Source organism: Nonomuraea sp. NPDC049725 (assembly GCF_040674795.1).
Classification (GTDB): domain Bacteria; phylum Actinomycetota; class Actinomycetes; order Streptosporangiales; family Streptosporangiaceae; genus Nonomuraea; species Nonomuraea ceibae.
Map to the genome: position 1 here is coordinate 211,877 of NZ_JBFANJ010000012.1, position 14,020 is coordinate 225,896.

Genomic DNA, 14,020 nt, shown 5'->3' on the forward strand with positions numbered 1-14,020 from the left:
ATCATGGCCGCATGGCAGGACGAACCGGGCGATCCGCAGGGGTGTACGCGGCACTCGGGCTCCTCTGGTGGGCCACGATCCGGCTCGCCCGGAGGGGGATGTCCTGCGGCGACTGGCCGTGCCTGGCTCCCAGCGTCGCCGCGCTCGTCCTCATCACCGCGGCGTTCCTGGCGGGGGCCGCCTGGGTGCTGGGCCGCGTGGGGGTCGCGCACGGCCGCCGGGTGGCGGTGCGGGCCGCCTGGACGCTCGCGGTTCTCCGGCTCGCCGGCGAGGCGCTGCCGTCGTGGACCGCCTCCTGGCCGCAGGCCGTCACCGCGGCGGCGGCGTTCGCGGTCGCGGGCGGCGCCGCCGGGTTCGCCACCACGCCCGGCCTGGCCGCCCGGTGGCGGCGGCTGACCGCGTTCGGGGTGCTGGCGCTGGTGCCGCTCGCCCTGATGGCGATCTGGCTCCGCGCGCCACTCTGAATGCCGCCGGAATCCGGTTACGGTGGGCGGGTGGGCTTCAACGCGCTGCTACGTGATCTGCAACGAGGAGCCGGCGCCCAGGCGGCCGGCATCAGCCGGGGCCACGGCGGCCCGCCCGCGCGCACCGTCGCCGTCAGGTCGGGGCCGCACCGGCTGCGCTGCGCCTCGCTGCTCAAGCCGCTGTACGCCTGGGTGACGGCCGGGCGCATCCCCGACGCCGAGCGCTGGCGCCGCCACGCCGAGCCTGCCGTGGTGGTCTCGTCCAACGCCGACACCCGCAGCCTGTGGCTCGCCGTCGGGCCGCTGGTCATCCTCGACGACATCTACCAGCGCACCGGCGTCGCCTGGTCGATGCACAACGGCGACCCGTCGCGGTTCGGCTCCGTCGAGGTGGCCGCCGAGGAGGTCGCCACCGCCTACGCCGCGCTCGCCCAGGCGGCGCTGGCCGGCGACCCGGTCGCGGGCGACGTGCTGGAGTGGATGCGCCGGGTGGAGGGCTCGCAGGCGTTCGGCGCGCGCGAGGTGCTGGAGGCGCCGGAGGCCGGGGTCAAGTGCGGCTGGTTCGGCGAGCCGGACGAGACGTGCCTGCGCACCCACGCGGTCGCCGTGCTGCCCAGCGGCGGCACCCGGGCCACGGTCGTGGTCGCGCTCACCGCCCAGCCCTACACCGACGCGCACGAGCGCGAGACCTACCACGCCAGGGCGGCCGAGGGGCAGCCGGTCGAGGGCGAGCACGAGCGGATAGCGGGGCCGCTGCTGCGCGCCCTGATGGCCGAGACGCTGGCCGAGCTGGGCTACCGCGACACGCCCTGACCCAGCTCGGCGACCACCGCGGCCAGCGTGGGCGGGTCGACCCGCTCGGGCAGCTCCCGGGCCCACAGGTGGCCGAGATAGGCCTCGCGCTCCTCCGGGGTGAGATCGCGCGGCTGGACCGGCGGCCGGGCGGCGTCGAAGCGCGCCAGGAAGAACGCCTCGGTCTTGACGTAGCGCACACCCAGCCAGGTGAAGTCGCGCTCGACCGCGACGTGCCGGTCCAGCACGGCCGAGCCCGGCAGCCCGGTCTCCTCGGTCAGCTCCCGCCTGGCCGCCTCCAGTGGCGTCTCGCCCGGGTCGAGCCCGCCGCCCGGCGGCTCCCACACGTCCTGGCCGCTGACCTTGTCGTACCAGTGCATGAGCAGCACCCGGCCGTCGCGGTCGAGGCAGACGACCCGGGCGGCGGGGCGGTCGCTGGTGAGCTCCATCCGGTCAGCGTTTCATGGCTCCGTCCGCTATGGCATCGGCGGCCTCGCTGATCGCGATGCCGACGATCTCCAGGCGGCGGACGAGCTCGCGCTCCTTCATCGCCTCGGCCGTCAGCTCGCCGGAGAAGATGCGCGAGATCTCGTACTGGTACATGCGCCGGATCGCGCTGCCCGTCTTCTTGGCCTCCAGCGCGTCCTGCACCACGGCCGACGGGCTGGAGACCAGGTCGCGCACCGCGTTCTCCAGCGCGTCGATGCCGACGATGACCTGGTCGAGCAGGGGCGTGAAGCGGATCTGGTCCTTCACCTGGTACAGGTGCGACTCGCGGACGAAGTCGCGCAGCGAGTCGAGCACGTCGTCGATCGAGCGTGACAGCCGGAACAGGTCCTCCCGGTCGATGGGCGTGACCAGGGCCGACTTGAGCTCCTCGACCAGGCGGCGGCGCTCCTCGTCGCCCAGGTGCTCGATCGAGCGCATCTGCTCGTGCGCGCCCGTCCTGCCCACCTCGCCGCCGATCATCGCCATGGCCAGCCAGGCGCCCTCCTTGGTCGCCGCCAGCTGGCCGAGCAGCGCTTCGGACAGCGCGCTGTCCATCCGCCCGGCCAGCAGGTCCCGGATCCGGCGCAGCCGCCTCACCCCGCAACTCCCTTCCCCGCGTACGCCGCCAGTGCCGCGAGCGCCGCGCTGGCCGGCAGCGTCAGCAGCCACGCGGTCACGATCTTGACGGCGGCGTACCAGCGGACCCGGCCGCCGCCGTGGTTGACTCCGGCGCCGATCAGCCCGCCGGCGATGGCCTGGGTCATGCTCACCGGCATGCCGAGGGCCGAGCAGCCCAGCACCGCGGCCCCGGCCGACAGCTCCGCCGACACCCCGTGCAGCGGGCGGAAGGCGATGATCTCCCGGCTGAGCGTGCGGCCCGCCTTGGGCAGGCCGTACAGGGCGCCGAGGCCGAACAGGACGGCCACCAGCGACGTGTACGGCAGCGGCGTGCCGGAGAAGCCGAGCGCGATCATGAAGACGGCGAGCATCTTCTGCCCGTCGTTGGCCGCGTACGCGACGGTCTGGAGCAGGAAGCCGGCCCGGTGCCAGTTCCACAGGCCGCGCGCGGTGGTGAGCTTGAGCAGCAGCACGGTCATCGCCCAGGCCAGCAGCCCGCCGACGACGGGGGCGGCCAGGCCGAAGGCGAGCACGAGCGCGACGGACCCGCCCGAGACCGGCAGCCCCCAGCCGAGCCCGGCCCCGGTGAGGCCGCCGACGACGGCCAGCGTGAGGCTGGTCGGCCGGCCCTTGGCGCTGAGCACGAGCACCACGGTCAGCGCGCTGACCACGGCGATGATGGTGGCGATCCGGCCGCCGGGGCCGTCGAAGGTGGCCAGCCGCGTCACGAACGTCAGCGCCACCTGGTGCGTGACGAGCGGGACGAGCGCGACGAGCACGACGAGCGTGAGGATGCCCGTGACGGGCCGGACCGTGGGCAGCTTGAGGCCGGTGGCCAGCAGCGCCCCGCCGTCGTTCATCCCGGTCACGACGGCGAACAGGCCCGCGATCGCGACCAGCACCACCGCGTCGAGCGGCACACACACCCCCTGGCAAGAAACGTCCGTAATGTCCTAATACCTACCCAAGATCGGGTGGATCAGCGCACCCGCCCGGCCGGTAGGCTCTGACCACCATGAACGCTGCCGAATACGTCCTCACGCTGTCCTGCCCGGACCGCCCCGGGGTGGTGGCCGCCGTCGCCGGCCTCCTGGCGCGGCACGGCTGCAACATCACCGAGAGCCAGCAGTTCGGCGACCGGGAGCAGGCGCGCTTCTTCATGCGTGTGCAGTTCACCGCCACGCTGCCCGGCGACGAGGTGCGCGCCGCGTTCGCCGCGCTGGCGCCGGAGTTCGGCATGCAGGTCCAGCTCCGCGACACGGCCACCAGGCCGCGCGTGCTCATCATGGTCAGCAAGTTCGACCACTGCCTCAACGACCTGCTCTACCGGGTGCGCTCCGGCAGCCTCGACATCGAGATCGCCGCCGTCGTCTCCAACCACCCCGACCTGCGCCCGCTCACCCAGTCGCACGGCATCGACTACCACCACCTGCCCGTCACCCCCGACACCAAGCCCAGGCAGGAGGCCGAGGTGCTGGCGCTGGTCGAGCACTACCGGATCGACCTGGTCGTGCTGGCCCGCTACATGCAGGTGCTGTCGGAGGACCTGTGCGCCAAGCTCGCCGGGCGGGCGATCAACATCCACCACTCGTTCCTGCCGTCGTTCAAGGGCGCAAGGCCCTACCACCAGGCCCACGGGCGCGGCGTCAAGCTCATCGGCGCCACCGCCCACTACGTCACCTCCGACCTCGACGAGGGGCCGATCATCGAGCAGGAGGTGGCCAGGGTCAACCACAGCCACTCGCCCGAGGACCTGGCCGCCATCGGCCGCGACGTGGAGTGCACGGCCCTGGCCAGAGCCGTGAAATGGCACGCCGAGCAGCGGGTTCTTCTTGACGGACACAAGACCGTCGTCTTCCCCCGCTGACGTTAACCGGCCGCCGGAGGGGGCACGGCGACGGCATGCCAGAACAACCGAACTCCACGCCGCCGGCCCAGGACCAGCCCTACCCCGGACACACCGGGCAGATGGCGCCCGAGCCGCGCGACGAGATGCGCGGCTACACCGGCCGCGGCCTGCTCGACGGCAAGCGCGCGCTGGTGACCGGAGGCGACTCCGGCATCGGCCGGGCGGTCTGCGTCGCCTTCGCCAAGGAGGGCGCCGACGTGGCCATCGCCTATCTGAGCGAGCACGAGGACGCCAACCACACCAGGAAGCTCGTCGAGGAGGCCGGGCGGCGCTGCGTGCTCATCCCCGGCGACCTCGCCGACCGCGACAACTGCCTGCAAGCCGTCGAACGGGCCGTCTCCGAGCTCGGCGGCCTGGACATCGTCGTCAACAACGTCGCCTACCAGGCCCCGGTCGACTCGCTCGACGAGCTGACCGACGAGCAGTGGGAGCACACGTTCGCCGTCAACATCCACAGCTACTACCGGGTGACCAAGGCCGCCCTGCCGCACCTGCGCGAGGGCGCCGCCATCATCAACACCTCCTCCATCAACGGGCTGCGCGGCAACAAGACGCTCATCGACTACGCCGCCACGAAGGGGGCGATCAACGCCTTCACCTACTCGATGGCCCAGAACCTGGTCGAACGCGGCATCCGGGTCAACGCCGTGGCTCCCGGCCCGGTCTGGACCCCGCTCATCCCCGCCACGTTCCCGCCGGAGAAGGTCGACGAGTTCGGCAAGCAGGTGCCGATGAAGCGGGCGGCCGACCCCGACGAGATCGCGCCCTCGTACGTCTTCTTCGCCGCCGAACGGCTCTCCTCGTACTACACCGGCGAGATCCTGGCGCCGATCGGAGGGGAGACGCTGCCCGGCTGATGAGAGTTTTCTCATCAGAGCCTCAGACTCGTCTCCTCGGAAGACGGCATGCTCGGTGCCATGAAACGTCGAGCACCCCTGGTCATGATCGTGGCCGGCGTGGTCCTGGCCGGGTTCATGGTGTACGGGTTCACGCTGGCCGCGGGCAGCGGGCCGGAGCTGGGCGGTCCCGTCGTCGTGTCACGCAGCGCCGGCTCGGAGGGCGCCGCCACCCCGGAGCGGACCGCGGCGCCGGAGCCGGCCCCGGAAACCACGCCGGAAAGCACGCCAGAGGCCACGCCGGAGGCCACCCGGGAGACCACCCCGGAGGCCACGCCGGAGGGGACCCCCGCCGGAACGCCCGAGCCGGCGGCCTCGCCGTCCAAGCGCAAGACCAAGGCCGAACCGGTCAGACCGCCGTCACCCAGACCAGGGGGCGACGACGATGACGATGACGACGGCGGCGATGACGACGACTGATCAGGCTCCGGCATGCGCGTGACCGCCAGGGGCCGGATCGTGGGCTGGATGCTCGCGGTCGTCGGCCTGGCCCTGTTCGTCTCCATCTTCGCCACCTGGACCATCCTGCTCAACCGGCTCGACGGCCGGATGGAGTCCGAGCTCAGCAACGAGGCCGAGAAGCTGCGCCGCTACGCCGTCACCGCGCTCGACCCGCAGACCGGGCGGCCGGTCGACGACGTGGCCAAGCTGATGTCCGGCTACCTCGCCTACAACCCGCCCGACCGGTGGGAGACGTTCTTCAGCATCGTCGACGGCGCCCCCGACAAGGTCAGCGGCGTCACCCCGCCCGCCCCGCTCGACAACGACGCCGCGCTCGTCGCCAAGCTGGCCACCGCGACGGAGCCGGTCGACGGCAGGTGGGAGAGCGCCGCGGGCGCCGTCTGGTACGCGGTCATCCCCGTCACCGTGGCCGGCGACCCGCGCCAGGGCCACTTCGTCATCGCGCTCTTCTACGACCAGCACCGCGACGACACCATGGACGCCATCCGGGTGCTGTCGCTGACCGCGCTGGGCGCGCTCGCGCTGGCCGGCACCGCCGGCTGGTTCGTCGCCGGCCGGGTGCTCGCCCCCGTCCGGCTGGTGCGCCAGACCGCCGAGCAGATCAGCGACTCCTCCGACCTGACCCGGCGGCTCGACGTGCCCGGCAACGACGACGTGGCCGCGCTCGCCGCGACCTTCAACCACATGCTCGACCGGCTGGAGCAGGCGTTCGCCGTGCAACGCCACTTCGTCGACGACGCCGGGCACGAGCTGCGCACCCCGATCACCGTCATCCGCGGCCACCTGGAGCTCATGGGCGACGACCCGGCCGACCGGGCCGAGACGCTCGCCCTGGTCACCGACGAGCTCGACCGCATGAACCGCATGGTCGACGACCTGCTCACCCTCGCCAAGGCCGAACAGCCCGGCTTCCTCGACATCGACGAGGTCGAGCTCGCCGACCTCACCGTCAGCGTCGTCGCCAAGGCCCGCGCGCTCGGCGAGCGGCGCTGGCGCGTCGACGAGGTGGCCGAGGCCCGCATGCCCGCCGACCGGCAGCGGCTCACCCAGGCCCTGATGCAGCTCGTCGCCAACGCCGTCCGCCACACCGGCGACGGCGACCTCATCGCCGTCGGCTCGGCCGTCCGCGGCTCCTCGGTGGAGCTGTGGGTACGCGACAGCGGGCCCGGCGTGCCGCCCGCCGACCGCGAGCGCATCTTCCGCCGGTTCATGCGCGGCTCCGGCCGCACCGGCGGGCACGACGGCGCCGGGCTCGGCCTGGCCATCGTCACCACCATCGCCGAGGCGCACGGAGGCACCGTCAAAGTGGTGGACGCCCCCGGCGGCGGGGCGTGTTTCGTCATGACCATTCCGCTCCGGGAGATGCTGTGAACCGCATTCTGATCGCCGAGGACGAGGCCAGGATCGCCTCCTTCCTGGAGAAGGGGCTGCGCGGCAACGGTTTCGTCACCGCCGTCGTCGAAGACGGCGTCGCGGCCTACGACGTCGCCAGCAGCGGCGCGTTCGACCTGCTCATCCTCGACATCGGGCTGCCGCTCAGCGACGGGTTCACCGTGCTGCGGCGGCTGCGCGAGGCCAAGGTCGCCATCCCCGTCATCATCCTGACCGCCCGCGACAGCGTCACCGACACCGTCGCCGGGCTGGAGGGCGGGGCCGACGACTACATCGCCAAGCCGTTCGCGTTCGAGGAGCTGCTGGCGCGGGTCCGGCTGCGGCTGCGCGCCGACCGGGCGCCCGAGGTGACCGTGCTGCGCGTCTCCGACCTGGCGCTCGACCTGCGGACCCGGCGGGCGTACGTGGGGGAGCGGTCGGTGGACCTGTCCACGCGCGAGTTCGCGCTCGCGGAGGTGTTCTGCCGCCACCCCGACCAGGTGCTGACGCGCGAGCAGCTGCTGAGCCACGTGTGGGGGTTCGACTTCGACCCCGGCTCGAACGTGGTCGACGTGTACGTGCGCTACCTGCGGCGCAAGATCGGCGCCGACCGGATCGAGACCGTCCGGGGCACCGGCTACCGGCTGCGGGCTTCGTGACAGGTCTCTCATGTGGTGCTCACGGTGGGCCAACCGGCGCGCCGGAAGGTGGAGACGTCCACAGGAACGGCTCCACAGGAGGCACCGATGGTACTGGCACTACGGCGGCTGATGCTCGCCATCGCGATCGTGTCCGGGCTGGGCATCGCGGGCATGTCGCTCGCCGCTCCCCACGCGCTTGCCGCGAGCACCGCGTACGTCGCCGCTGACGACGACGGCGCTGACGACGACGGCGCTGACGACGACGATGACGACGGCAGCCGCCCCCGTGGCGGCGTCGACACCGGCCAGGGCGGCACGGTCCGCGACGACGACGATGACGACGACCGGCCGCGTGGCGGGGTCGAGACCGGGCAGGGCGGCACGGCGGCCGTCGAGGGCGACGCCACCTGGTCGATCGACCAGCAGCCCGTGTCCGCGCAGAGCGCCGACGGCTCCGACGTCACGACCGTCCTGCTGGCCCTGGGCGGCATCAGCCTCCTGCTGGGCGGCGCGTACCTGGCGTCCCGGAAGCTGGGCGGGAGCTGAGGTGGCGGCGCGAGGGACGCGGGCCGCACTCGCCGCGGGCGTCATCGCCGTGACGGCCGCCGCCTCGCCGGCCGGTGCGGCGGGCACGACACTCCCACAGGCCGGTCCGGTGGTCGCCGTGGCGGACGCGGCGAACCCGGTCCGGTTACGCATCCCGGCCATCGGCGTCACCACCCCGGTCGTCCCGCTGCGGCTCGACGCCAAGGGCCGGCTGATGGCGCCCGAGCGGTTCGACCGGGCGGGCTGGCACCGGGCCGGGCCCGAGCCGGGGGAGAAGGGCGTGGCCGTGCTCGCCGGCCACGTCGACTCCCGCACCGGCCCCGCCGTCTTCTACCGGCTGCGCGAGCTCAGGCGGGGCGCCCGCGTGCACGTCGACCGGGCCGACGGCACCACGGTGACGTTCACGGTCACCGGCCAGGCCCGCTACCCGAAGAACCGCATCCCCGAAGGGAAGGTGTACGGACCGGTCAGGGGCGCCGAGCTCCGCCTGATCACCTGCGGCGGCGCGTTCGACCGCGAGCGCCGCAGCTACCGCGACAACGTGATCGTCTTCGCGTCCTAGACATCCGCCGTGCCGCCGGGGCAGCCCCCCGGCGGCACCCGCATGAGAACACCCTCACCATCGCCTCACTGACGCTTCACCGCCGCTCGCCAGGCTGTTCACCGACAGCTCAGAAAGACGGAGGAAACACCTTGCGGGCGACCACGATTCTCGGGTTCGCGATGGACCTGGCGGCGATCATCACGCTCGCCTACGGCCTGTACTTCCGCCGGCATCACCGGCGCGACCTGCTGTTCGCCTACGTGGCGCTGAACGTCGGCATCTTCGCCGTGGTGTCCCTGCTGCTCGTGCAGCGGGTGGACCTGGCGGTCGGGTTCGGCCTGTTCGGCGTGCTGGCGATCATCCGGCTCCGCTCGGACGAGATCACCCAGGAGGAGATCGCCTACTACTTCGTGGCGATCGCGCTCGGCCTGGTGAACGCCATCGCCGCGACCTGGCCGCTGACCGCGCTCTTCCTGGACGTGGTGCTGCTGACCGTCATGTACGTGGCCGACCACCCCAGACTGCTGGGCCGCACCCGCCACCAGGTGGTGACGCTGGACGTCGTGCACTCCGACCCGGCCCTGCTCCGCGCCGACCTGGAGAGCCGGCTCGGCGCCCAGGTGCTGCAGTGCTCCGTCACCCAGGTGGACTACGTGAGGGACGTGTCCGTGGTCGACGTGCGCTACCAGGTGCCGCAGCCGCGCGAGACGAAGGCGGGGGCGTGGCGATGACGGACGCGGGGATCGTGCTCGCCGGGGTGGCCGCGGGGCTGCCGCCGGTCACGCTGGAGGAGGTCCTGGCGACCTCCCGGCTGATGTCCCGGGTGGACCGCAAGTATCTGGTGAGCGCCGCCACGATGGCCCGGCTCGCGGCCGAGCTCGGCGACCGGTTCGCGGTGCTGCGGATCGGCGGGCGGCGCCAGTTCCGCTACACCTCGACCTACTTCGACACCCCCGACCTGCTCACCTACCGCCAGCACCGGCAGGACCGCCGCCTCCGCTACAAGATCCGTACGCGCACGTACCTGGACGGCGGCGGCCGGTGGCTGGAGGTCAAGCTCAAGGGCGCCTCGGGCAGCACCGACAAGCACCGCATCCCGTACGACACGGGCCCGTCCGACGCGCTCACCCAGGAGGCGCTCGACTACGTCGCCGACACGCTGGCGGGCGGGCTGCGGCTGGCCAGGCCGGAGTCGCTCGGGCCGGTGCTGTCCACCGACTACCGCCGGGTGACGCTGGTCGACCGCTCCGGCTCGGCCCGGCTCACCTGCGACACCGGCCTGGTCTGCGGCGACGGGCGGCGCGCCCTGGCCACCCGGCACGACCGGGTGCTGCTGGAGTCCAAGTCGGCGGGCGGCGACGCGGCGGCCGACCGCATCCTGCGCCGCCTGGGCGTGCGGCCGGTCAGCGTCAGCAAGTACTGCCTGGGCGTGGCGGCGCTGCACGGCGTCACCGCCAACCCGTGGCACCCGGTGCTGCGCCACTACTTCCCCAGGCAGCCCGCCCGTCAGGGACGGTAGCGGGCCTGGGCGTCCCGGCTAGAGGCGCAGGTGCTTGGCCAGGAACGTGAGCGTGTCGGCCGACAGGTCGACGCTGCGGCTGATCGAGCGGGCGCCGTGACCCACCTCGGTCTCGTTGCGCAGCAGGATCGGCCGGTCACCCGTGGACGCGTGCTGCAACGCCGCGCACATCTTCCACGCGTGAAGGGGATGCACACGCGTGTCGGACTGGAAGACCGTGAACAGCGTCGCCGGATAGTTCACCGACTCCACGACGTGATGGTAGGGCGAGTAGGCCAGCAGCCAGCGGAACTGCTCGGGGTCCTCGGCGGACCCGTACTCCACGTTCCACGTCGCGCCGAGGCCGAAGCGCTCGTACCGCACCATGTCGAGCAGCGGCGCCGAGCAGACGGCCGCCGCGTACAGCTCAGGACGCTGCGTCAGCGCGGCCCCCACCAGCAGGCCGCCGTTGGAGCCGCCCGAGATGCCGAGCCGGTCGGCCGTGGTCACCCCGGTTGCGATCAGGTGCTCGGCCGCCGCGTGGAAGTCGTCGAACACGTTCTGCTTGTTGCCGAGCATGCCCGCCCGGTGCCAGTCCTCGCCCTCCTCGCCGCCGCCACGCAGCTGGGCGATGGCGTAGACGCCGCCCGCCTCCACCCAGGCCAGGATCGAAGCCGAGTAACCAGGCGTCATCGACAGCCCGAAGCCGCCGTAGCCGTACAGGATGGTCGGGCGCGGACCCGAGCCGGACACCGGCGAGATCACCAGCATGCGCACGTCGGTGCCGTCCTGCGACCGGTAGACCACCTGCTCGGTGCGGACCGGCGGCACCTCGACAGCGCCCGGCGAGGCCGCCCACAGCGTCGTCTCGCCCGTGCGGGCGTCGTAGCGCTGGATCGACGGCGGCGTGGTGTTGTCGGTGTAGCCGAACCACGCCTCGTGGCCGCCCTCCGGCCGCTCGGCCAGGCCGCCGATCGTGCCCAGGCCCGGCGTCGGCACCTCGCCCAGCCGCTCGCCCGTCTCCAGGTCGTGCACGGTGATCTCACTGATCGCGTGGCGCGTCCAGCTCACCAGCATGACCGGGCGCTCCAGGTCGTCGAGGATCGCGAAGTCCGCCAGCACCGCCTCCGGGTCCTGCGGGATCAGGTCGCGCCAGCCCTCGAACCCCGGCTCGGCCGGATCGGCGACGCACACCCGGGCACGCGGCGCGTCACGGTCGGTGTGCACGTACAGCCGGCCGTCGCGGCCGAACACCAGCCCCGTCTGCGCGTCGACGCCCTCCTGGACCACGCGCAGCTCCGGCCGCTCCGGCGGCGAGAGCGTCAGGTCGGCCACCCACAGGTCGTTGCGCGGCGCCGTGCCCTCGCTGGCCGACACCTGCAGCCAGCGGCCGTCACGCGACACCGAGACGCCGTAGTAGTTGGTCATCTTCATGCCGTCGCCGAAGATCAGCACGTCGTCCTCGGTGGACGTGCCCACCCGGTGCAGGTAGACGCGGCGGTGGAACTGCCGCTCGTTCTCCGGCACCTCCGTGGCGGGCAGCCGGCGCACGTAGTAGTAGGCCTCGCCGCCCGGCAGCCACGCCACCGGTGAATAGCGGCACCGGTCGATCGGCCCCTCGACGCGCTCGCCTGTCGCCACGTCCAGCACGTACAGGACCGACTCCTCGGTGCCGCCCACCGAGATCTGGTAGGCCAGCAGGCGGCCCTCCTTGTCCGGCTGCACCGTGTCGAGCGTCGTCAGCCCCGTCGGGTCCAGCGCCATCGGGTCGACCAGCGCCCGCTCCGCGCCGTCGCCGTCGGCCACGTAGTAGACGGCGTGCTCCTGGTCCGGCGTGCGGCGGCTGAAGAAACGGCGCTCTCCCCGCCACGCCGGCGTGCCCACCGACCCCGAACGCAGCAGCTCCCCGATGCGCTCCTTGAACCGCTGCGGCTCCGCCTCCCGCTTGAACAGCTCAGCCTGCGCGAGCAGCCATCTCTCCGTCTCCGGGCTGTCCGGATCCTCCAGCCAGCGGTACGGGTCGGGCACCGGCGTGCCGTGGACCAGATCGACGGTCTCCTCGCGGGGGGCGGCTGGATAGGGCTCTCGCGTCATGCTCGAACCCTACGGCAACGGCGAACGCTCCGGGGATGGCGTAAAGCCCAGGTGATGCGGGCATAAAACGTACCGTGCGTCCCTCTGGTCATTCCGGCTGGAGGTTAAGGGGTGGCGGGGACCACGCGGGAAACGCCAGACTGCTGACAGGACGGTGCCGTGGTGTCCATCCGCTGGACCGTCCGGCGGAGGTCCACGTGACGGTAACGTCCAAGCCCCAGGAGGGGCGAATAGCCGGGACATGCCACGGCATGTCTCCTCTGGTTCGCGCGCAGCGGGGAGAGGCCCGATGATGCGCCAGGTTCTGCTGCTGAACGCCACCTACGAGCCCCTGACCACGCTCTCGCTGCACCGCGCCATCGTGCTCGTGCTGCGGGAGAAGGCCGACGTCGTGCACCGCGACGGCCGCGGCGCCGTGCTGCGCTCCGCGACCTGCACGCTCGACGTGCCCTCGGTGATCAGGCTCAGACGATACGTCCGCATCCCCTACCGGTCCCGGATCCCGCTGACCAGGGCCGCCCTCATGCGGCGCGACGACTACCGCTGCGCCTACTGCGGGCAGCGGGCCGAGACCATCGACCACGTCATCCCCAGGTCCAGGGGAGGACCCCACTCGTGGGAGAACTGCGTCGCCTCGTGCTCGCAGTGCAACCACCGCAAGGCCGACAAGTTCCTGGAGGAACTGGGGTGGACGCTCCGCGTCGCCCCGGCGGTGCCACGGGGCGCCCACTGGAGGCTCATCGGCGCCTCGCTCGTCGGCGACCCCCAATGGGCGCCCTACCTGGAAGCGGCGGCATGAGCCCCCTACGTGCCCTCGCCCCGCCCTGACGCCCTGCACTGACGGCCTGCACTGACGGCTTGCCCTGCGCCCTGGCACCATGCACGCATGTGGACCATCACGACCGACGTCGAGGCCTACGCCCGCGAGGCCGAGCCGTTCCTGCTGACCGACCCGGTCGGCAACACGGTGCTCCTCACCGTGCTCGCCGACCTGAGGCAGGGCATGCCCGCCGACGGCGCCCGCTTCGGCTGGTGGACCGACGGCGGGCAGGTGCGGGGTGCGGCCTTCCGCACCCCGCCCCGGCCCGTCTGCCTCGGCCTCATGCCCGCCGAAGCCGTCCCCCCGCTGGTCGAGGCGCTTGGCGGCGACATCCCCGAAGTCGTCGGCCCCCTCGAACTCACCCGGGCCGTAGCCCGCGCCCTCGGCCGCACCGGCGACGTGCTCGCCGAACGCCTCTACCGGCTCGGCGCCCTCACCACCCCCGACGTGCCCGGCGCCGGTCGCCTCGCCACCGGCGCCGACCTGCCCGTCCTCATCGCCTGGACCCAGGCGTTCTTCGCCGAGGTGCGGCTCAACGCCGGCGAGGACCTCGTCACCCACACCGCCCGGCGGCTCGCCGCCCGCGAACTGTTCCTCTGGGAGGACGACGGCGCCCCCGTCTCGCTCGCCGCGCTCTCACCAGCCGCCGGCGGCGTCTGCCGCATCGGCCCCGTCTACACCCCGCCGTCCCGGCGCAGACGAGGGTACGGCGCCGCCGTCACCGCCTTCGCCAGCCGCACCGGCCTCGCCGAACGCTGCGACCAGGTCGTCCTGTTCACCGACCTGGCCAACCCCACCAGCAACGCGATCTACCGCTCGATCGGCTTCCAACCCGTCTCCGACTACGCCCAGGTGACCTTCCAGGCTTAACCTGGT

17 protein-coding genes are annotated in these 14,020 nt (G+C 72.7%); 13 read left to right on the forward strand and 4 right to left on the reverse strand.

All coding sequences use genetic code 11. The annotated features are described in order from the left end of the window. The first annotated feature begins 11 nt into the window (after positions 1 to 11). Together AB0J53_RS30000 and AB0J53_RS30005 are read left to right on the forward strand one after the other, a co-directional pair. Positions 12 to 464 carry a hypothetical protein gene (locus AB0J53_RS30000; RefSeq protein WP_364178691.1) on the forward strand — a complete coding sequence of 151 codons (453 nt, stop codon included), beginning with the start codon at positions 12 to 14 and terminating at the stop codon, positions 462 to 464. Positions 465 to 494: 30 nt separating this feature from the next. Beyond that, positions 495 to 1,277, forward strand: a complete 783-nt coding sequence (locus AB0J53_RS30005) for a hypothetical protein (RefSeq protein WP_364178694.1) — start codon at positions 495 to 497, stop codon at positions 1,275 to 1,277. Here AB0J53_RS30005 and AB0J53_RS30010 read toward each other — a convergent pair. Genes AB0J53_RS30010 through AB0J53_RS30020 form a run of 3 tightly spaced genes read right to left on the reverse strand, consistent with a single transcriptional unit; the run spans position 1,259 to position 3,283 of the window. After that, positions 1,259 to 1,705, reverse strand: coding sequence for an NUDIX domain-containing protein (locus AB0J53_RS30010; protein ID WP_364178697.1), 447 nt, complete (start codon positions 1,703 to 1,705; stop codon positions 1,259 to 1,261). The two genes, AB0J53_RS30005 and AB0J53_RS30010, sit on opposite strands and share 19 nt — an antisense overlap. A 4-nt stretch (positions 1,706 to 1,709) precedes the next feature. Continuing rightward, on the reverse strand, positions 1,710 to 2,342 hold the full coding sequence (locus tag AB0J53_RS30015) for a DUF47 family protein (RefSeq protein WP_219504010.1): 633 nt from the start codon (positions 2,340 to 2,342) through the stop codon (positions 1,710 to 1,712). Next, positions 2,339 to 3,283 (reverse strand): inorganic phosphate transporter, encoded by a 945-nt coding sequence (locus AB0J53_RS30020; RefSeq protein WP_364178700.1) that lies wholly within the window; start codon positions 3,281 to 3,283, stop codon positions 2,339 to 2,341. The genes AB0J53_RS30015 and AB0J53_RS30020 overlap by 4 nt, the downstream gene beginning before the upstream one ends. 95 nt (positions 3,284 to 3,378) lie before the next feature. On the opposite strand from AB0J53_RS30020, the gene purU reads away from it, so the two are divergent. From purU to AB0J53_RS30065, 9 genes are all read left to right on the forward strand, one after another. Beyond that, positions 3,379 to 4,230, forward strand: a complete 852-nt coding sequence (purU, locus tag AB0J53_RS30025) for a formyltetrahydrofolate deformylase (protein ID WP_364178703.1) — start codon at positions 3,379 to 3,381, stop codon at positions 4,228 to 4,230. A 35-nt stretch (positions 4,231 to 4,265) separates the two neighbouring features. Next, the gene (locus AB0J53_RS30030) at positions 4,266 to 5,129 is read left to right on the forward strand and encodes an SDR family oxidoreductase (protein ID WP_219504016.1); all 864 of its coding nucleotides are present in this window, start codon (positions 4,266 to 4,268) and stop codon (positions 5,127 to 5,129) included. Positions 5,130 to 5,189: 60 nt separating this feature from the next. After that, positions 5,190 to 5,588, forward strand: a complete 399-nt coding sequence (locus tag AB0J53_RS30035; protein ID WP_364178706.1) for a hypothetical protein — start codon at positions 5,190 to 5,192, stop codon at positions 5,586 to 5,588. A gap of 12 nt (positions 5,589 to 5,600) precedes the next feature. Next, positions 5,601 to 7,001 (forward strand): HAMP domain-containing sensor histidine kinase, encoded by a 1,401-nt coding sequence (locus AB0J53_RS30040; RefSeq protein WP_364178709.1) that lies wholly within the window; start codon positions 5,601 to 5,603, stop codon positions 6,999 to 7,001. Then, complete coding sequence (locus AB0J53_RS30045) at positions 6,998 to 7,660, forward strand: response regulator transcription factor (protein ID WP_219504024.1); 663 nt, start codon at positions 6,998 to 7,000, stop codon at positions 7,658 to 7,660. The genes AB0J53_RS30040 and AB0J53_RS30045 overlap by 4 nt, the downstream gene beginning before the upstream one ends. Before the next feature lie 87 nt (positions 7,661 to 7,747). Beyond that, entirely contained in the window at positions 7,748 to 8,188 is a 441-nt protein-coding gene (locus AB0J53_RS30050) for a hypothetical protein (protein ID WP_364178712.1), read from the forward strand. Between the two features lies 1 nt (position 8,189). Then, complete coding sequence (locus tag AB0J53_RS30055; protein ID WP_364178714.1) at positions 8,190 to 8,750, forward strand: class F sortase; 561 nt, start codon at positions 8,190 to 8,192, stop codon at positions 8,748 to 8,750. Positions 8,751 to 8,911: 161 nt separating this feature from the next. Then, entirely contained in the window at positions 8,912 to 9,463 is a 552-nt protein-coding gene (locus tag AB0J53_RS30060) for a DUF4956 domain-containing protein (protein ID WP_219504108.1), read from the forward strand. Then, entirely contained in the window at positions 9,460 to 10,251 is a 792-nt protein-coding gene (locus AB0J53_RS30065) for a polyphosphate polymerase domain-containing protein (protein ID WP_364178811.1), read from the forward strand. The genes AB0J53_RS30060 and AB0J53_RS30065 overlap by 4 nt, the downstream gene beginning before the upstream one ends. 18 nt (positions 10,252 to 10,269) lie before the next feature. Here the strand turns inward: AB0J53_RS30065 and AB0J53_RS30070 are convergent, their stop codons facing one another. After that, positions 10,270 to 12,324, reverse strand: coding sequence for a prolyl oligopeptidase family serine peptidase (locus AB0J53_RS30070; protein WP_357590151.1), 2,055 nt, complete (start codon positions 12,322 to 12,324; stop codon positions 10,270 to 10,272). Positions 12,325 to 12,616: 292 nt separating this feature from the next. Here AB0J53_RS30070 and AB0J53_RS30075 point away from each other — a divergent pair, with 292 nt between their 5' ends. Together AB0J53_RS30075 and AB0J53_RS30080 are read left to right on the forward strand one after the other, a co-directional pair. Then, positions 12,617 to 13,123 carry an HNH endonuclease gene (locus tag AB0J53_RS30075; RefSeq protein WP_219504114.1) on the forward strand — a complete coding sequence of 169 codons (507 nt, stop codon included), beginning with the start codon at positions 12,617 to 12,619 and terminating at the stop codon, positions 13,121 to 13,123. Positions 13,124 to 13,210: 87 nt separating this feature from the next. Next, entirely contained in the window at positions 13,211 to 14,014 is an 804-nt protein-coding gene (locus AB0J53_RS30080; RefSeq protein WP_364178717.1) for a GNAT family N-acetyltransferase, read from the forward strand. Positions 14,015 to 14,020 lie beyond the last annotated feature (6 nt).